Raw genomic sequence first — 18,697 nt, 5'->3', positions numbered from 1 at the left:
GTGGTGAGTGGGCAGGACGGCATGGACCCCGCGGGTTCGGCGGGGCCTGGGTGAGAGCGAAGGTCAGGACTCGGCGGGGTCCCGTTCAGCGGCGGGTTCGCGGCCCCAGCTGGCCAGCAGCCGCAGCCGTTCTTGCGAGGGCGAACCGGCCGGTGCGCTGTAGACGACCATCGACTGGCCCGGATCGGCGACCGACGCGAAGATCTCGTACTGCAATTCCAGATCGCCGGCGACCGGATGGCGCAAGCGTTTCAGGCCGCTGCTGCGTTCCTGGACGCGGTGTTCCGACCACCACGCCGGGAACTCGGGCGAACGCATCATCAGCTCGCCGATCAGGTTGGCGATGTGCTGGTTCCGCGGCTGCGCGGCCGCGGCCAGCCGCAACCCGTGCACGTAGTCGCGGGCGACGCGCTCCCAGTCCCGCCACACCAGGCGGGCCCGCGGATCCAGCAACGTCCAGCGCGCCATGCTGCGTTCCCGCCGCGGAAGCGCGGCCACGTCGGGAAACAGCAATGCCCACAACGCGTTCCCGCCGACGACGGTGAGGTTCCGGTCGCTGACGAAAGCCGAGGCCAGTTCCATCGAGTCCAGCACCTGCCGCAGTGCCGGACGCAACCGGGACGAATGCTCGGCCCGGTCCGTGCGCTCGGCGGTGGCTCCCGCGAGAGCGAACAGGTGCCGCCGCTCGATGTCGTCGAACCGCAGCGCGTCGCCGAGGGCGTGCAGCACCTGCTCGGACGGCTGCCGGGCCCGGCCTTGTTCCAGCCGGGTGTAGTACTCGGTGCTCACCCCGGCCAGCTGCGCGACCTCGCTGCGCCGCAGGCCGGAGACCCGCCGTCCGGTGCCGGATCCGGCCGGAAGACCGATCTCGTCCGGCGTCAGCCCGCCGCGGCGGGCCCGCAGGAAATCGCCCAGGTCGTTCTTGCCCATGCCCCGAGTCTGCCTTCCGCCCAGGCGATCACCAAGGCGGTAGCTGGCCCTGCCGGTACTACTCAGCGGGCCGGGCGAGGATCACCGCGCGGGCGGCCAGATGCAGGGCCAGCCGTTCGTCCGGCCGGGACAGGTCGACGTGCAGCAGCTGCTCGATCCGGCTGATCCGCGCGGCGACGGTGTTCCGGTGGATTCCCAGCACAGTCGCGGTTTCGGCGAGCGAAGACTCGGCGTCGAGGTACGCCGCGAGAGTGCGGATCAGGTCGCCGGGCACCGAGACCAGCGGGGCGAGCAACGCACGCGCGGCGGGCTCGAAGGTGTCCGTGCGGGTCCATTCCAGGAGCAGCTGGGCCATGCCGAGCTGGTCGACGTGCAGGAAATGCCCGGTCTCCGGGCGGGTCGCGGCGAGGCGGGCGGCGTCAGTGGCTTCGGCGACTGTCGCGGTGAGACCGTCGGCGTGCGGGCGGCCAACGCCCAGGTGCGCATCGAGCGTGCGGCGAAGGCTGCGGTGCACGGCGCGGAGCCGCGCGGACAGTGCCCGCACCCGTTCCGCGGTCGGCTCCTGTTCGAAGGTGACCCAGCCGGTCCAACCCTCGCCGTGTTCGACAGTGACGGCGTCGATCGATTCCGCCCGGAGCGCACGCACGACTTCCTGCGTGCGGGAGACCGTGTCGACGTCTGCGGGCACGCCGATGCGCAGGCCGACGTGCCAGCCGCCGAGTCGCCAGCCCGCATCCGCCGCACGTCGGCGCAGGTCGGCACCGGGTTCGGTGTCTTGGCGCAGCAGGTCGCCCAGCAGGGCGGACCGGGAACGGGCATCGCGTTCCAGTTCCAGGCGGTGGGCCAGCAGCCAGCGCTGCACCGCGCCGGCGGCGACGGCCAGCGTCGCGGCGACGACGTCCGCGCGTGGGGACTTCGCTCCGGTCAGCTCGGCGGCAAGCCACACCGACGATTCGGCCGGGTGTGCGAGCAGAACCCCGTCCGCGAGGGCGACGCGTTGCGGGACTGGCTCGTGCACTCGCACGCGGGCGGCCTCAGCGAGTTCTCCGGCGAGCACCTCGCCGCGGCCGTCGAGGACAGCGACGGGGGCATCCAGCAATCGCCGCAGCACGGTCACGATCTCCTCGGGCGGCCGCAACCGCTCCCCCAGCGCCCGGTGCGCGGCGAGCACTGCCTCGGCGCGGTCGATGTCCGGGGCGGCCAGCGCGAGGCGGGCGTCCACGAGCAGGTCGAGCGGATCGGCGGACGTCACCAGCAGCGGCACCGACAGCCGTTCGGCCAGAAGACGTGACGCGGCAAGGGGTTCGGTTCCGGGGAGCAGGACCCCGGCGGCTTGGGAGTCAGCGCAGCGGCGCAGGAGTGCGTCGATCTGCCAGTCGGAACCGAGCGGGCGGACGACCACCACCAGCTCTCCGGACGCGGGGGCACCGGACGCGTCCAACGCGGCTTTGACTGTCTTGAGTGGACGGTCCAAACCGGACTCCCCGGAGCACACCCGGACCGAGCCGGCCCACGAGGGCAGGGCGAGCAACTGGCGGAGAATCACGGGGCTACCACCGGATCGCAGTCAATTCCGTACGCGCGCGGCTCCAGCAGCGGGCGGCGGCGCGGATCGGTCCAGAACGGCGACGCGGCGAGGCACACGACGTCCACCTCCACCCCGGCGCGGATCGCGTCGCACTGCAGGGGGACGCCGGTGCGGCGGTCGAGCACCGACAGCACGTCCGGAGTGGACGCCACCGGCAGGCCGTCCCGCAGCGCCAGCAGGTACTCGTTCTCCATTTCCAGCCGCAGCAACGCGCCGTCGCGATGATCGGTCAAGGTCGCCGAGCCGCGCCCGAAGCCGGGGTGGCCGTGCTGTCCGGGGCCGATGTGCCGCGACACCTCCAGCACCCGGCCGCGGGCGAGTACCTGGCCGTCGAGGGCGGTTTCCAGCACGGCGAGGTCCGGGCTCTCCCCCGCCGCGAGCACGCGGGCGCCGAGGGCGAGCGCCTCGCTCGTCGTGTCGAGGACGGCGTGGTCGGCCAGTTCGCCGGCCGGGATCGGGGCGAGCGCGATCGCCGCCCAGCCGCCGGAGCTGGACAGGAAGGCGCGGACCCCGTTCTCGACCACCGAGTCGGCCGCCGCGGCCAGCACCACCACCCGGCCGCCGGGTTCGGCCATCGCCGCCGGAGCGACCCCGCGGCCGGTCGCGGCGACCGAGAACTGGTCGAGCCGCGGCAGGCCGCGTCCGGAGAGGTCCGCGTCCACATAGGCCAGACCCAGCTCCTGGGCGACGACCAGCGGAAGCAGGCCGTTGAGACCGCCGATCTCGATGGTCATCAGCGCCTGCGCGCGCTGCCCCGTCCAGCGTTCGATCGCCGCGATCGCCGAAGCGAATTCGTCTCCGCTGGGCAGCTTCTCGGCGAAGGCGGCGGTCGCGCCGACGATCCCGGTCGGCACCACCAGGGTGTCCGGCAGCAGGTCGGCGATCCGGTGCACGACGGGTTCGCGGCCGGATTCGGTCAGCCGCCGCAACAGCACCGCCGCGGTGACAGTGTCGCCGCCCCCGCCGGACCCGAGCAGCGCGACGCCGCGTTCGAGTGCCGGCACGTCCGCGGCGGTGATGCGCATGGCTGGTCAGCGTATCAGCGGAAGCTGTAGCCGCCGTCCGGATACAGCGTCGAGCCGGTGGTGTAAGTGCTGGTGAACAGGTACAGCACGGCATCGGCCACTTCGGACTCCCGTCCGACGCGGTGCAGCAGGGTGTCCGCGCGGTACTGCGCGAAGCTCGCCTCCCTCGCAGCCGCCGGACGCCCGGCCCACAGGTTCCCGTCGATCGTGCCCGGCGAGACGACGTTCACCCGTACCGGTGCCAGTTCCACCGCGAGGCCACGGCCGAGCCCTTCGATCGCCGCGTTGCACGCCACGTACGCCGGGGCCGCGGCTGGCGGACGCACACTCGCCACTCCGGACATCAGCACTACCGAAGCGTCGTCCGACAGCTTCGGTGCGGCGTGTTTCACCGCGTGGTACTGGCCCCAGAACTTCGTGACGAACGGGCTTTCCGCCTCCGCGTCGGTCAAGTTCCGCATCGGGCCGACGGTGTAGGACGCGGCGGGCGTGAACAGGTGGTCCACCCGGTCGAGCGCGCCGAAGAACTCCGCCAGCGACTCCTGGTCGGTGGTGTCGACCGCCTGCCAGGTCACGGTGGGGCCCAGCTCCGCCGCGGCGGCCCGCAGTTTGTCGCCGGTCCGGCCGCCGAGGCGGACGAGCGCGCCCGCCGCCGTCGCGCGCCGGGCGACCTCCAGGCCGATCCCGGAACCGCCGCCGAGCACCACGACCACCCGGCCCTGGAGCGAGCTCACGAAACCACCTCCACCGGCACGAAGTCGTGCGCCAGCCCGAAGGCCGCCGGGCCGAACGTGGCCAGCGCCTCCGGGGTGCGCATCAGCGGCGGCGTCGAGATCCCGACCACGGTGACCCGCTGCCCGTAGCGCAGCGTTTCGGTGGTGATCGGCTCGGCGGATTCCGCCTCCAGCACGCAGATCAGGTCGGGGACCAGGCAACGCACCTCGCCGTCGACGAGCGCCACCAGGTTTTCGTTCTGGAACAGGATTTCCAGCTTGTGCTCGCCGTCGAAGGACACGACCGCGGCACGTCCGCGAGCGAACCCCTCTTCGGTTCGCCGCTCCACGTCGGACACTTTGCCGCGGAACAACACCCGCAGATGCGAGTACAGCGTGTCTCTGAGCGCGGTCGCCAACGCCGCCACTGGGTCGGCATTCTCCTCGCGGGCAAGGCGAATCGCCCGGCCGACGCTCAGCGCGAGCGAAAGCGTCCGCGGCACGGCCGTGCGTTTCACGTCCGCGCCGCTCATCGCGTACTCGGCGATGTGCGCGACGCCGCCGAGCCGGATGGTGATCCCGCGGGCGAGCCATTCCATCCGCCGGTTGTCGGCGCCGGTGTCGATCACCGTGGTTTCGCCGCGTTCCCCGGCGATGCCCATCGGCGAACCGGGGACGCCGTAGACGCCGAACGTCTCCATCTGCAGTTCCGGGAACGCCCGGCCCATCCCGTCGGCGTCGACCACCGGCAGCCCGAGGCGCGCGCCGACCACGAGCGGGATCATCGAGTTGATCCCGCCGCATTCGATCGGCATCGTCGCGCCGGCCTTCGCGCCGAGGTGTTTTTCCAGCGCCCGCAAGGCAAGTTCGGGCTCCGCGCCGTTCGGGAGCTTTTCGTGCACGACGGTCGGCGCACCCATCTGCGCGGTCGGGATCACGAGGGCGTCGTCGTCCAGGTCGTCCGGGTCGAGCACGGTGACGGGTCCGTGTTCGCGGATCGCCTCGCGCACCAGCAGCCGCCCGACGTACGGGTCGCCGCCGCCACCGGTGCCGAGGACGGCCGCGCCGCGGGCGAGGTCTTCGAGGTGGTCTTCGGTCAGAATCCAGCTCATGCCCACACCGCCGAAAAAGGAGCTACGCCAATGACATTCGCGGCGGCGCAAGCATCAGTGCCGATGTTTCGCTCGCAAACTTCGCTCATCCTGCAACCCCGATCGGGTCCAAGTCATAGCCGAAGTACCGGGGACCGGCCAGCGCGATGCCTTCCGGGGAGTGCCAGCGCGGGTCCGCCGGGGCCGCGATCACCGTCACCCGCTGGCCGTAGCGCAGGCCTTCGGTGGTGACGGCCTCGCCGGATTCACGGTCGAGCGTGCAAATGAGGTCCGGCACCGAAGCGCGCACCTCGCCGTCGACCTCGGCCACCAGGTGCTCATTCTGGAAGCGCAGCACCATCTCCGAACCGGTGTCACCGTCCATTCCGGACAATCGAGCCTCGCCGCGGGCGAACCCGGTGACGGTGCGACGGGCGACGTCGACGACCTTGCCGCTGAACAGCGTCCGGCCGCGCAGCCGCGCCACGACGCGGTCCACCGGGTTCTCGTGCGCTTCGCGGGCCTGCCGCACGAGCGCGCCGAGTTCCGCGCAGAGGGTCAGCGTGCCCGGCACCATCGATTCGCGCGCTTGCGCACCGGACATCGCGTAGTTGCTGATCATCGCCGAGCACCCCATGTCGATGGTCGCCGACCGGGCCAGCCGCTCCGCCCAATGATTGTCCACAGTGTCCAGAACACCGCGGTTGCCCTTCTCGTCCGCAATGGACATCGGCGTCGCGCGGATTCCGTACAGCGTCGGCAAAACCATCTGCAGTTCCGGGAACGCGCGGCCCATGCCGTCCGCGTCCACCAGCGGCAGCCCGAGTTGCGCCGCCGCGACGACCGGGATCAGCGAGTTGACGCCGCCCGCTTCGGCGCAGGCGATGTGCGTGAGTTCCTTGCCCAGGTAGGTGGCCAGCGTCCGGGCGGCGAGTCCGACCTGTTCGGCCGACGGCAGTTTTTCCACCATCACCGTCGGTGCGCCCATCATCGCGACCGGCAGCACCACCGCGTCATCGTCCAAATCGGACAGTTTCGCCAACGGCACCGAACCGTGCTCGCGGACCGCGGAATGCGCCAGCAGCCGTCCGATGTACGGGTCTCCCCCGCCGCCGGTGCCGAGAATCGCCGCGCCGCGCGCGATGTCGTCCAGGTCGTGTTCAGTGATCTCGGTCTTGATCTCCGGCATCGTTCACGCCCCCAGCTGCAGGTCGCCGACCGCCTTGACCCGGATCCGGGTGGCGTTGCCGGGCAGGTACGGGATCGGCACCTCGTCGAAGTCGACGATGCCGACGGACGCCGGGCTCGCGCCGGCGGCCACCGCGCGGTCGACCGCTTCCTGCTTCGCCTCGTCCACCACGGCTTCGCGACGGCCGGGCTCGATCACGTACACCCGGTCGACCTCGCCGCCGATCTGCGCGATCGCCGCGCCGATGGCGTTGGCCACCGCGTAGTGGTCCGGCCGGCGGACCTCGCCCGAACCCGCCAGCTCGTCCGGCAGCAGCACCGAACCACCGCCGACGGCGACCACCGGAAGCGGCTCGGACGACGTGCGCATCCGGTCCACGACGTCGGAAACATCCGCCGCGATCCGGTCCAGCGCCGCCTTCACGAAGTCCCGGTCGAGGTGCGCGACCAGCGACGGGTCGCCGATTTCGGCCCGGCCGGCCGCGACCGCGATGTCCGTGGCGGTCAAGGTGTCCCCGCCGAAGACGAGCGCCTTCGAGGTCAGCTCGTAGCCCACCGAATCCGGGCCGACGGTCACGCCGGACGCGTCGCCGCGGACCCGGCTGCCGCCGCCGATGCCGATCGAAAGGACGTCCGGCATCCGGAAGTTCGTGCGGATCCCGGCCACGCTCACGTCCGTGGTCGCTTCGCGCGGGAAACCCTGCCGCAGCACGCCGACGTCGCTCGTCGTGCCGCCGACGTCGACCACCGCGCAAGTGTCCAAACCGGACAGCACCGCCGCGCCGCGCATCGAGTTGGTCGGGCCGGACGCGAAGGTCGCCACCGGGTAGCGGCGCGCGAAATCGACGTCCATCAGCGTGCCGTCGTTCTGGCTCAGGTACAGCGGCGCGGAGATGCCCGCACCGGTCACCGACGCGGCCAGACCGTCCACGATGTGCGCCGCCAACTCGCGCAGCGCGGCATTGATGACGGTCGCGTTTTCCCGCTCCAGCAAGCCGATCCGGCCGATTTCGTGGGACAGCGAGACCGCGACGTCCGGCAGCTGCGAAGAGATGATCTCCGCCGCCCGCGCCTCGAACTCCGCGTTCACCGGCGAGAACACCGACGTGATCGCGACGCTGCGGACCCCGGCCGCACCCATGTCCTCGGCGGCCTTGCGCAGTTCGCTCTCGTCCAGTTCGGCGATGTGCCGTCCGTCGAACTCGTGGCCGCCGTGCACCAGATAGCTGCGCCCGGACACCGCGTCGACCAGCCGCTGCGGCCAGTCCACCATCGGCGGCAGCGACGCGCCGGCGGGCAGGCTGAGCCGCACCGCCGCCGTCGGGGCCAGCCGGTGCGCCTCGACCAGCGCGTTGATGAAGTGCGTCGTGCCGATCATCACCGCCCGCACCGCGGCCGGGTCGAACGCCCGCTGCCGCTGCAGCCCGTCGATCGCGGCGACGATGCCCGAGGTGACGTCCTCGGTGGTGCTGGTCTTGATCGAGGCGAGCACCTCGCGGCCGTCCAGCAGGACCGCGTCGGTGTTGGTGCCGCCGACGTCGATGCCGATGCGCACGAAAACTCCTTCCAGGTGTCGGGAGCGGCGATCCCCGTTCTCACCGGGATCGCCGCCCACGAGGGCTTAGGCGGCCGGGGCCGGTTCGGCGTCCGCGGTGCGGCTCTTGCCGACCCCGCGGACCAGGCCGAGCTTCCCGGCGGCCACGTACAGAACGAAAGCGACGACGAGCGAGTTGATGCTGGGCAGGCCCCAGTCCACGAACTCGCCGAAGAGCGCGGCGGCGATCCAGACGACGATCGTCGCGGGCACCCACACCGGGGCGTCGGTGGGCACCGCGCCCCGGGCGCGAGCCTCCTCCAGGTCGCCGCGCCACTGCTTCACCACGAAGTACTCCGCGACCATGATCCCGGCGATGGGCGGGAACGCGACCCCGAGCACGGTCAGGAAATCGGTGAACTTCGACAGGATCCCGGCCGCGGCGAGCACGCTGCCCACCACGCCGAGCACGGCGGTGACCAGGCCACGGTGCGCCCGTTTGCCGGACACGGTGCCGATGAAGTTCACGACGCCGAGCCCGGACGAGTACAGGTTCCAGTCGTTGATCTTCATCGTGCCCGCGATGACGATCAGCAGCCCGACCCAGCCGACCGACGACGTGACGATCGTGGTGATCTGCGCCGTGCCGACCGCGTGCGCGAGCAGCACGCCGGCCAGGCCGATCACGTACTCGCCGAGCGTGACGCCGACGAGCGTCTGCTTGACGACGTCGGCGGTGGTGCGGTTGAACCGGGTCATGTCCGGCGTGATCACCGCGCCGACGATGAACCCGCCCGCGACCAGCGTCGTGCCCTGCAGCAGGCTCAGCTGCGGGCCCGGCGGCGCGGACGCCACGAGCGCGCCGAGGTCGTGCCGGGTCAGTTCGGAGACCACCGACCAGCCGACCAGGATCAGGAACGCGGGCACCATCAGGTACGCCGTCCACGCCATCGAGTGGAAGCCGCGGACCACGATCGCGGTCACCACCAGGCCGAACACGAGTGCCCAGCCCCATTCCGGCAGCCCGCCGACCAGCGCGGCGAGACCTTGCGCGGACACCGCGGACTGGATGCCGAACCAGCCGATCAGGCTGATCCCGATGGCCAGCCCGATGAGCGCGGAGCCGCCGCGGCCGAAGCCGGTCCAGCGCGCGATCATCGAGGTGGCGAGGCCCTCGCGGACGCCGATCACGCCGACGAGGACGGTGATCAGTTCGAGGATGACCGAACCGAACGTGAACGCCAGCACGGCGTTCCCGAAGGTCATCCCGAAGCCGATCGTGGCGCCGAGCAGGAACTGGGACAACGCGGAAACCTGGCCGAACCGCTGCACAGCGACCGACCACCACGAATAACGGGCGGAATCGGGCACCCTGGTCAGCGCGTAATCGTCGACACCGACAGCCGAGGCCATGGCGACCTCCTAATCCGGGAGGGGAACGGTTCCCAGCACCGTAAGCAGCGGCTCCGGCGAGGTCACCGTGCGATCCGCACAACCCGGGCAGTCCGGCAGTGCGAATCGCACCCTTACCCGGCCAAGGCGTGGACAGCCTCGTACGCGAACGCTGCCGCGCCGACGCCCGCCGCGATGCTGACGACCACGTTCGCCGCCGCGACGAAGTACGCCCGGCGCTCGACCAGCCGGACGGTTTCGTAGCTGAACGTGCTGTATGTCGTCAGCGCGCCGCAGAATCCGGTGCCGAGGAGCGAATAGACCGCCGCGGGCAGCGCAGTCCCGGCACCGGCGAGCCCGCCGAGCAGGACACAGCCGATCAGGTTGACGGTGAACGTGCCCCACGGGAACAGGCTCTGGTGCCGGGACTGGACGGCCCGGTCGGTCAGGTACCGCATCGGTGCTCCGACCGCGGCGCCGAGGAAGACGAGGAGGACAGTCATCAGACAGCCACCTCCACCGGGACCAGCTTGCGGGTGATCGCGTGTCCCAGCAGGACGGCGAGCAGCGCGGCGGCGAGCGTTCCGCCGAGATAAGCGAAGGCCAGCGGCACGGTGTCCGGCCGGAGCAGGTTGCGCGCTTCGACCGCGTACGTGGAGAACGTGGTGAAGCCGCCGAGCACGCCGACGCCGAGGAACGGCCGCACCAGCCGGTGCGCCGACCACGCCTCGGTGACCAGCACCATCAGCACGCCGATGAGGAAGCACCCCGCGACGTTCGTCCAGAAGGTCGCCCACGGGAACCCGCCGGGCTCGGCGGGAAGGGCCTGCGCGAGGCCGTAGCGGGCCAGCGCGCCGAGGGCCCCGCCGAGCGCGATCACGCCGAGCACCGACACATGGTGCCGGACGAGTTCGCGCTGCTGCGCGGGATCCCGGAGGTCGACGTCCGGGTCGAGAGGTTCTTCAGGCACAGTCTTCTCCCTACTCCACGGGCACGGATCACCGTTCGAGCAGGGACTGTTGGCGGCCTCGGCCGCGGTTGTCCGGGCGATCCCGGAGCGGCGAGCCCCACCGCCGCGCGGACGCGAGCTTACCCGATCAGTTCCCCGCCTCCCGCAACGCGGTCAGCGCCGGACCGAACATAGTGGACTTGATCGCTCCGAGCGTGCCGCGGTCCTTTCCGGCCAGCGGAGCGACTCGGTCGATCGCCGCGGTGCGCAGGTCTTCCAGCGCGGCGGTCGCGTCGACCAGGCCGAGCGCTTTCGCTTGCGGACCGCCGAACCGGCCCCCGGTGGTCATCGACGCGACCGCGGCGGCCGGGGTGAGCTTCGCCTGCACCAGGGCGGCCATGCCCGGGGTGAACGGGAGGTTGAGGTCGGCCTCGGGGAAGCAGAAGTAGCCGCGGTCCTCGCGCATGATGCGGAAATCGTGGGCCATGGCGAGCATCGCGCCGCCGCCGAAGGCGTGCCCGTTGACCGCGGCGATCGTCGGGACCGGCAGCGCGAGCACGCGGGCGAACAGGTCGTGGATGCCGGCGACGTACTTGCCGGCGTCGTCGGGGTGGCTGGTGAGCCAGTCGAGGTCGAGGCCGTTGGAGTAGTACTTGCCGCGGCCGATCGTGACGAGCGCGGCGGGTTCCTTGCCCGCGGTGACCGTGTCGAGATGCGCGTGGACTTCGTCCAGCCACGGTGGGGCGAAACGGTTTTCGTCCGCGCCGAAGTCGAGCATGTGGACTGGGCCGGTGGCGGTGAGGGTGGGCATGTGCGGTCAGTCCTTTCTGGACTTTGTCGGTGGTTCCAGGGCGAGGACGGCACGGACCGCCGCAGCCAGCCGTGCGCGACTGTCCGCGCTGGCGGGTCCGGTGGCGAGTTCGCGGCGCAGCAGGGCGGTCGGAAGGTCGACGACGCAGGCCGTGATGACCTCTACAGCCTGGCCGTCGCCGCGGTTCCAGAGCTGACGCGCGAGGCGGACGAGGAGGCGGACCAGGCGTTTGTCCAAGGCGTGCAAGGCTTCCGCGAGTTCGTCGGGCAGTTGCGGGCCCAGCACGCGCTTGGACGGGACGGCGATCATCATCCGCGCGGCGTCCGGACGCGCGTCGGCGACCACGGCGGGCGTGTCGGCGGCCGCGACTACCGCTTCGACCGGGTCGGAGGCTTCGTCGACCAGCCGCTCTTGTTCGTCGAGGAAGAAGGTGGCGGCCCGGAGCCAGGTCTGGCCGATCAGGGCGGGAAGGTTGGCGAAGGCGTGGTAGATCGTGCTGTTCGGGACGCCCGCTTCCAGCGCGAGCCGCCGGACGGTGAGCGCCTCGGGACCCGAGTCGGCGATGAGACGCTCGGCGGTGTCGAGGATCAGCTCGGGATCGTGGATCCGGGGGCGGGGCATGGCGAGGATAGTAATGGAGCGCGTGCTCCAAAACTAGGGCGGGGTGATGCGGGACGCAGAAGGCGGTGGGGCTTGCGCCGGGAAGAAGCGGTGTTCGCGCTGGCGAGACGCCGGGGGTTCGGCGCCGGGAACCCGAGCGGACCGCGCTAATCGCCTGATCCAGGCACCCTCGACACAGCACCGGTCGACTGCCAGCCAAAGCGCTGCCGCGCGCAGGGCTTGCCGGGAGTCTGGCCCGGCCGCGCCGCTTCCCCAGTCCAAGCCGCCCTCGGCAGGGCAGCCAGCCGACGTTCGCCGCGCAGGAGGAACTCCGCCCCGTTTCCGTGAGCCGGGCCGCCTTCCCGACGGCTGGACCTCGCCGGCCCGGGGGAGACTGGGGCGGTCCGGGTCAGTCCGCGATGTAGAGGCAGTCCATCCCGTCGCGGGCGGTCGCGTCCGGGTCGTCCAGCCAGCGGCCGCCTTCGGCCAGGTAGCGGAAGCGCAGCCGCGCGCCCGGCGGGACTTCCACCGCGGCCGAGCGCGTGCCGTTCGAGCGTTTGCGGAGTTCGTGGCGGCCGGGCTGCCAGTCGTTGAAGTCGCCGACCACGCTCACCGGTCCGGGCGGGGTGTCGAGCGGCAGGACGAACGTCACCCGCCGGGCCCCGGAGCCGTTCTTGCGGCTGGTCTTGATCACGGCGTTTCCCTTTCCCGTTCCGGCGAATCGGTCGTTCTGAATCGTTCCATGACCGCCGCCGGAAGCCCGGACGCGGCGGATGCCACGTCCGGGTGAAAACCGGGGGTCAGGTCGTGGAGACGTCGTCCAGCTGCTCGGCCGCCGGGCGCACCGGGAACAGGTCGCCGCCGGGCGGGACCGGGATGCGGCCGATCGCGGCCCGGGCTTTCCAGTCCCCCGCGTCGGCGGCGGCGTGGACGCTGTCGAGGGCGGCGTACTGCGTGAAATGGATGTCCGGCAAGGGCCACGGCGAAGCACCGGTGGCCGCCGGGAGCAGGTGGTCGACGGCGGCGAAAATGCTGCCGCCCTGAGGATTCCGGTACGACCACAGGTCCACGCCCAGGTGCCGGCCCAGCTGCGCGAGCCGGGTCAGCGCGACCAGGTTGAACGTGTGGTAGTGGTACGTCCGCGTGCGGGTGGATTCCTCGGGCTGGCTGCCGTCCGCGGCGATCTGGTGGTCGATCCGGGCCTTGCCGGAGTCGCGCACGATCCGGCGGGCCAGGTCGCGCTGGCCGACGTAGCTCGCCGTCGCCGCGATGAGCAGGTCGTAGAACGTGCCGTGGTTGTTGGTCGCCTTGGCCTCGTCGGTGCCGTTCTTGCTGGTGCGCAGCCAGGTCAGGAAGTCCGAGGACCAGCCGCGGAACGCCTTCCCGTCGGCCTTGGTCCAGCCGGGCGCGCCCGCTTCGAGGATCCGGGCGGCGTCGAGGACCTGGGTGAAGGTGTAGGAGAACTCGATGATGCCGATCCCCCGCCCGTCGGTCTTGCACGGGATGCCCTGCGCGAAGTTCAGGTTCGGGTTCATTTTCGTGGCCGCGTCGAGGAACCAGGTGCGCAGGTCGAGCTCGGCGCGCTGGGCGTATTCGGCCTTGCCGGTGTAGTACCAGGCGAGCGAAAGCTGGTAGATCGAGTTGAACGCGACGAGCCGCTCGGCCTTGTCCGGCACGTTCTTCATCTCGGGGTTGACCTCGCCGTCGCGGTCGACGTACGGGCAGCCCTGCGGGTTCTCCGGCGTTTTCGGCTGGCTCGGCCAGTAGTACGGGGCGAGGCTCAGGTAGTCGTGCTTGTCGCCGCTCGGCGGGACGCGCACCTTGTCCATGACCGTCCACGGGCCCTTGGTCAGCGCGTCGTCGGCCTGCTTCACCAAGTTCGACAGCGACGTGCGCAGCGTCGGATTCCCGGCCCGCAGGCCGATTTTGTTGCCTGCCAGGTGCACACCGTCGAGCACCACGGTGTCCGGCACGCAGACGAACGAACACGACCTGGACGCGGGCGCGGCGGTCGCCGCTCCGGCACTGGCCGCGAGCAGGCCCGCGACCGTCGCGAGAACCGCCGCGAGACGACGCGGACGGGAAGACCGGGAAGGAGGCAGCACCGCAACTCCATTCAAGAATATGAACATTCCACAGATATGTGAACTGGGATTGAATAACCGAACGCGCCTCGCCGCGTCAAGAGGAAGTCAGGCGGACCGGCCGCGCCGAACCGGGTTCCGGAGGGTGCCGAGGCCCTCGATCATGATGGTGACCTCGTCGTCTGCCTCGAGCGTGACGTCCGGGCCGGGAACAGCGGATGTCCCGGTGGCCAGGACGGCGCCGCGCGGGAAAACGTCGCCGCGATAGAGCCACGACACCAGATCCGCGAACCGGCGGTGCAGCCGCGCGGTGGACGTCTCCCCCGTCCAGAGCAGGCCTCCGGCGCGGTGGATCGTCACGGTGATGCCGAGCGCGTACGGGTCCGGGATCTCCTGCGCGGGCACGATCCACGGCCCGGCCGCGCACGAGCCGCGGTACATCTTGGCCTGCGGCAGGTACAGCGGGTTCTCGCCTTCGATGCTGCGCGAACTCACGTCGTCAACGATCGTGTAGCCGACGATCTCCCCGCTTGCGTTGCACACCAACGCCAATTCGGGTTCCGGAACGTCCCACGTGGAATCGTCGCGCACGCCGATCGGCTCGCCCGGCCCGCGCACGCGATGCCCCACGCTCTTGAAGAACAGCTCCGGCCGCTCCGCTTCGTAGACCCGCGCGTAGACGTCGGCGTCGCCGCTCTCCTCCATCCGCGCCTCGCGCGACACTTCGTAGGTGACTCCGGCGGCCCATACCTCGGTGTCGTCGTCGACCGGCGCTCGCAGCTCATCCGGCTCTCCTGGCGTCAGCTCGATCGCCAGCGCTTCGGCGAACTCGGCAGCGGACAACGCCAGCAGGGCGCCGAGCGTTGTCCCTGGCGGGAGCGCGCCGGTGGACTCGCCGTCGGTGATCTGCCAGCCCGCCACAGTCTTCACGAGGCGGCGCATCAGTGCGAATCCCTCGGCACGGCCGAACCGCGGGTGCCGTGCAGGAAATCGAAGTCCGCGCCGAGGTGGGCCTGGGTGACGTGCTCGCGGTAGAGCCAGGTGTAGCCGCTGCGGTACGGGCTTTCCGGCGGCGTCCACGCTGCGCGACGGGCGGCGAGTTCGTCGTCGGGCACGTGCAGGGTCAGCTGGCGCGCCGGGGTGTCGAGCGTGATCCGGTCGCCGGTGCGGACGAGTGCGAGCGGGCCGCCGACCGCCGACTCCGGGCTCACGTGCAGCACGACCGTGCCGTACCCGGTGCCGGACATCCGGCCGTCGCAAATCCGCACCACGTCGGTGATTCCCTGCTCGATCAGCTTCTTCGGCACTGGGACGTTCGCGACCTCCGGCATGCCCGGGTAAGCCTTCGGGCCCGCGCCACGGATGACGAGGATCGTGTCGGCGGTGATCGGCAGTTCCGGATCGTCGGCGACGCGGTGGTAGTCCTCCGCGGTGTCGAAGACCAGCGCCGGGCCGGTGTGCGTGAGCAGCTCCGGCGACGCGGCCGACTGCTTCAGCACCGCGCCCTCCGGGGCGAGATTCCCGGTGAGCACAGCGGTTCCTGTGCCGGGCGGCTGGAACGGCGCCTCGGCTGTCGTGATCACGTCGTCGTTCCAGCACTCCGCGGGTTCCCGGGGTTTGCCGGTTACCGTGCGGACGTCGGCGTGCAGCAGTCCGGCTTCGGCGAGCCTCGTCAGCACCACGGGAACTCCCCCGGCGTAACAGAAATCCTCCATCAGGAACCGGCCCGAGGGCATCAGGTTGACCAGCGTGGGGACGGCTCGGCCCAGTTCGTCGAAGTCGCTCATCGCAAGCGGGACGCCGACGCGGCCGGCCAGCGCGAGGAGGTGCACGATCGCGTTGGTGGACCCGCCGATCGCCGCGTTGACGCGGATCGCGTTCTCGAACGCCGCGCGAGTCAGGATCTGCGACGGCCGCAGGTCTTCCTCCACCATCGCGACGATGCGCTGACCGGCTGCTTGCGCGGTCTCGAAGCGGCGGGCGTCGACCGCGGGCCAGGTGGCCGAACCGGGCAGCTGCATGCCGAGCGCTTCGGCGAGGCAGGCCATCGTCGAGGCGGTGCCCATGGTCATGCAGTGGCCGTTCGAACGGGCCATGCAGCCTTCGGCGAAAAAGCACTCCTCCTCGGTCATCCGGCCGGCCTTGAGTTCTTCCTCGAACTTCCAGACGTGCGTGCCCGAGCCGACGTCGCCGCCGCGGAACTTGCCGTTGAGCATCGGGCCGCCGGTGACCATCACCGCGGGCAGGTCGACGCTCGCCGCGCCCATCAGCATCGCCGGGGTCGTCTTGTCGCAGCCGGACAGGAGGACGACGCCGTCGAGCGGATTGGCGCGGATCAGCTCCTCGACCTCCATCGCCATCAGGTTGCGGTAGAGCATCGCGGTGGGGCGCATGAGCGTCTCGCCGGTCGCCATCGTCGGGAACGCGAGCGGGAAGCCGCCCGCCTGCCAGACGCCGCGCTTGACCGCTTCGGCGACCCGGTCGAGGTGGACGTTGCACGGGGCCAGCTCGGAGGCGCTCACCGCGATCCCGATCACCGGGCGGCCGTCGAACACCTCCGGGCCGAAGCCCTGGGACCGCATCCACGACCGGTGGATCATCCCCGCCCGGCCGGACGCCCCGAACCACGCCGCACTGCGCACCCGCCGACTCCCTTCTCCGGAACCTCCTCGATACCCGATCGGGCGGATCCTGGCAATCGGCTGAGAAATCCGGTGAACCGGACACTTCGCGGGGCTGCCGGGCGTTGGAGGGGTGAGTACGTCCCCGGAAACGCGAGGTGTGCGATGAGCCTGATCGGGACCCTGGTCGGGTACGTCCTGACCGTGTTCATCGTGGTGCTGGTGGTGCGGATGGTCCTGGACTGGACCCGGCTGGTCGCGACCGGGCCCGCGTGGCTCGGCCAGGCGCGCCGGATCAGCCACCGGGCGACCGAACCGGTGCTCGCCCCGGTGCGGCGGGTGCTGCCGCCGGTGCGGGCCGGCGGGGTGGCGTTCGATCTGGCGTTCACGGTGGTGTTCGTGGCGGCGTTGGTGGTGCGGTCGGTCGCGTTCGCGTTGTGAGCGGCCGCCGGTTTGCCTGCCGCTGCGAGGTGGAGCTCTGGTTCACCAGGCGGTCGAAGCCGCGCACAGTTGACCGGCTTGTGCCGGACCGTTCAGGCGGGTTCCGGCGCGCTGGTTCGGGCTGACGAAGCGCTGAGCGTCAGCCGGGCTTTCCCGCGGCGACCGGGGTCGGTTCGTCGTCGGGGCGTCGGCGGGCGGCCCAGGAGTCGTAGCCGCGCATGAGGAAGCGGTGGGCGGGACGTTCGACCAGGCGGGTGAGGGCCCAGCCCAGGAGGACGCCGGTGGCGATCATGGCGGCGGTTTGCAGCAGCGGGTCGGCGCCGAGGCCGGACAGCCAGTGCAGCACGAGGTAGCCGATGGCCTGGTGGATCAGGAAGACGCCGTAGGAGATGCCGGCGAACCACGTGATCGCGCGCTGGGCGAACGACGGGAGGAACCGGTTCCAGTCCGGGCCGGCCGCGGCGAGCGAGATCACCGCGATCCCGGCCGCGATGCCGAGCGTTGAGCCCCATTCGACGTCGATCCCGGCCGGGGTGACGGCCGCGCCGTGCAGCGCGTGCGCGGTGACGCAGAGGACTTCCAGCAGCACGAATTCCGTCGTGGACATGCGTTTCTTCGTCCAGAGCCAGACCGCGACGCCGGCGACGAAGAGGTGCCAGCGGTGGAATCCGAACCCGTCGACGATCACGCGGTACCACTCGGGCGGACCGGCGATGCGCAGCGGCCACTGCGCGAGCGGGACGAGCAGGGCAGTCCACATCAGGACGCGGAACTTGCGGCCGTGGCCCCAGCTGCCGCGGTAGAGCAGCGCGGCGAACGTGAACGCCATGAGCTGGAGGGGAATCGTCCAGTGGGAGCCGTCGAGGAAGGGGAAGTCGGCGGGCTTCCAGTTCCAGAGCATCAGGAGATTGCCGACGAGGTCGCCGAACCGCGGGCTGAACCAGCCGGGCGGCGACAGGTACCGCAGCGCGAAGTAAATCGCCACGACCGCCGCGAGGAACGGCGGCAGCAACCGCGCGATCCGCCCCCACCAGTACCGGCCGAGCGACCCGCGCCCGATCGTGACGGCGGCGAAGTACGCGGAAATCACGAGCAGCAGGCTCGCCCCGATCTGATGCGGGAACACGAACCGCCGCGGCCCCAGTTCCGGATGCACGACGACGCTCATGAAGGTCGCGTGGTACAGCAGCACCAGCACGACGCACCCACCGCGCACGAGGTCCCAGCTGATCCGCCGGTTCCCCGAAGACATGCTCACCGGACGGAACGAGGACACGCGCGTCACCGTAGCTGGTGGGGTTCGCGCGACCGGGAGGGACCCTGGGGCGTGTCGGGAGCGGCATTTCCGGTACAGGACGCGGGTTCGCGGCTCCGGGGAGAGGAGCGCTCCGGGGAAAGCCGTGGTGGCAGAGGGATTTCCGCCTGGAGGGTTCGTCGCTCGTGCGGTCGTTTGCTGCTGCGGGTTGCGGTGAGCGAGGGGTTTTAGCTTGGGGCGTGGAGGATTCCCCCGTTGGTTGTGACGATCGAATGCTTGCTTGGTTGCGCTGGACGGGTGCGGTTCGCGAAGTGCGGAGAGTGATCCGGGTCGCGGCTGGATCGATCTTGGGTGGTCGTGGTCCGGCTGCGCTGCGCGCTCCGCGGCGGGCGGGTATGGATGGGTCTCGGGGGTGGGCGTGGTCCGGCCGCGCTGCGCGCTCCGCGGCGGGCAGGTATGGATGGGCGCCGGGGGC

18 protein-coding genes are annotated in these 18,697 nt (G+C 71.0%); 1 reads left to right on the top strand and 17 read right to left on the bottom strand.

Annotated features, from left to right (window positions below; all coding sequences use genetic code 11):
- Positions 1–63: 63 nt before the first annotated feature.
- The 16 genes from H5411_RS42345 to H5411_RS42270 form a co-directional block, all read right to left on the bottom strand.
- Complete coding sequence (locus H5411_RS42345) at positions 64–930, bottom strand: helix-turn-helix transcriptional regulator (protein WP_183127241.1); 867 nt, start codon at positions 928–930, stop codon at positions 64–66.
- A 58-nt stretch (positions 931–988) separates the two neighbouring features.
- On the bottom strand, positions 989–2,476 hold the full coding sequence (locus H5411_RS42340) for a PucR family transcriptional regulator (RefSeq protein ID WP_183127239.1): 1,488 nt from the start codon (positions 2,474–2,476) through the stop codon (positions 989–991).
- Positions 2,473–3,543, bottom strand: coding sequence for a DUF917 domain-containing protein (locus tag H5411_RS42335; protein WP_101439479.1), 1,071 nt, complete (start codon positions 3,541–3,543; stop codon positions 2,473–2,475). The genes H5411_RS42340 and H5411_RS42335 overlap by 4 nt, the downstream gene beginning before the upstream one ends.
- A gap of 14 nt (positions 3,544–3,557) precedes the next feature.
- On the bottom strand, positions 3,558–4,277 hold the full coding sequence (locus H5411_RS42330) for an SDR family oxidoreductase (protein WP_101439478.1): 720 nt from the start codon (positions 4,275–4,277) through the stop codon (positions 3,558–3,560).
- On the bottom strand, positions 4,274–5,368 hold the full coding sequence (locus tag H5411_RS42325; protein WP_101439477.1) for a DUF917 domain-containing protein: 1,095 nt from the start codon (positions 5,366–5,368) through the stop codon (positions 4,274–4,276). The genes H5411_RS42330 and H5411_RS42325 overlap by 4 nt, the downstream gene beginning before the upstream one ends.
- 85 nt (positions 5,369–5,453) lie before the next feature.
- Positions 5,454–6,536, bottom strand: coding sequence for a DUF917 domain-containing protein (locus H5411_RS42320; protein WP_183127237.1), 1,083 nt, complete (start codon positions 6,534–6,536; stop codon positions 5,454–5,456).
- Between the two features lie 3 nt (positions 6,537–6,539).
- Positions 6,540–8,090 carry a hydantoinase/oxoprolinase N-terminal domain-containing protein gene (locus H5411_RS42315; protein ID WP_101439475.1) on the bottom strand — a complete coding sequence of 517 codons (1,551 nt, stop codon included), beginning with the start codon at positions 8,088–8,090 and terminating at the stop codon, positions 6,540–6,542.
- A gap of 66 nt (positions 8,091–8,156) precedes the next feature.
- Positions 8,157–9,482, bottom strand: a complete 1,326-nt coding sequence (locus H5411_RS42310; protein WP_101439474.1) for a purine-cytosine permease family protein — start codon at positions 9,480–9,482, stop codon at positions 8,157–8,159.
- 113 nt (positions 9,483–9,595) lie between these two features.
- Positions 9,596–9,964, bottom strand: a complete 369-nt coding sequence (crcB, locus tag H5411_RS42305; RefSeq protein WP_101439473.1) for a fluoride efflux transporter CrcB — start codon at positions 9,962–9,964, stop codon at positions 9,596–9,598.
- Positions 9,964–10,431: a fluoride efflux transporter CrcB gene (gene crcB / locus H5411_RS42300; RefSeq protein WP_183127235.1), complete on the bottom strand. Its 468-nt coding sequence runs from the start codon at positions 10,429–10,431 to the stop codon at positions 9,964–9,966. Before crcB (H5411_RS42300) ends, crcB (H5411_RS42305) begins: the two co-directional genes overlap by 1 nt.
- 127 nt (positions 10,432–10,558) lie before the next feature.
- Positions 10,559–11,221, bottom strand: a complete 663-nt coding sequence (locus H5411_RS42295; protein WP_183127233.1) for an enoyl-CoA hydratase/isomerase family protein — start codon at positions 11,219–11,221, stop codon at positions 10,559–10,561.
- Positions 11,222–11,227: 6 nt separating this feature from the next.
- A complete protein-coding gene (locus H5411_RS42290) occupies positions 11,228–11,842 on the bottom strand; it encodes a TetR/AcrR family transcriptional regulator (protein WP_183127231.1) in 615 nt (204 codons plus the stop codon).
- 388 nt (positions 11,843–12,230) lie between these two features.
- Positions 12,231–12,515 carry an isoamylase early set domain-containing protein gene (locus H5411_RS42285; protein WP_183127229.1) on the bottom strand — a complete coding sequence of 95 codons (285 nt, stop codon included), beginning with the start codon at positions 12,513–12,515 and terminating at the stop codon, positions 12,231–12,233.
- 106 nt (positions 12,516–12,621) lie between these two features.
- A complete protein-coding gene (locus H5411_RS42280; protein WP_312878732.1) occupies positions 12,622–13,926 on the bottom strand; it encodes an alginate lyase family protein in 1,305 nt (434 codons plus the stop codon).
- An 87-nt stretch (positions 13,927–14,013) separates the two neighbouring features.
- Positions 14,014–14,847 carry a fumarylacetoacetate hydrolase family protein gene (locus H5411_RS42275; protein ID WP_183127226.1) on the bottom strand — a complete coding sequence of 278 codons (834 nt, stop codon included), beginning with the start codon at positions 14,845–14,847 and terminating at the stop codon, positions 14,014–14,016.
- Entirely contained in the window at positions 14,847–16,547 is a 1,701-nt protein-coding gene (locus tag H5411_RS42270; RefSeq protein WP_183127218.1) for an IlvD/Edd family dehydratase, read from the bottom strand. The genes H5411_RS42275 and H5411_RS42270 overlap by 1 nt, the downstream gene beginning before the upstream one ends.
- 144 nt (positions 16,548–16,691) lie before the next feature.
- Here H5411_RS42270 and H5411_RS42265 point away from each other — a divergent pair, with 144 nt between their 5' ends.
- Positions 16,692–16,967: a YggT family protein gene (locus tag H5411_RS42265; protein WP_183127216.1), complete on the top strand. Its 276-nt coding sequence runs from the start codon at positions 16,692–16,694 to the stop codon at positions 16,965–16,967.
- 139 nt (positions 16,968–17,106) lie between these two features.
- On the opposite strand, the gene H5411_RS42260 is transcribed toward H5411_RS42265, so the two are convergent.
- On the bottom strand, positions 17,107–18,243 hold the full coding sequence (locus H5411_RS42260; protein WP_312878731.1) for an acyltransferase family protein: 1,137 nt from the start codon (positions 18,241–18,243) through the stop codon (positions 17,107–17,109).
- Between the last annotated feature and the right edge of the window lie 454 nt (positions 18,244–18,697).

The organism is Amycolatopsis echigonensis (genome assembly GCF_014174495.1).
Taxonomy (GTDB): Bacteria; Actinomycetota; Actinomycetes; order Mycobacteriales; family Pseudonocardiaceae; genus Amycolatopsis; species Amycolatopsis echigonensis.
This window is presented reverse-complemented; position numbering and strand designations above follow the sequence as displayed.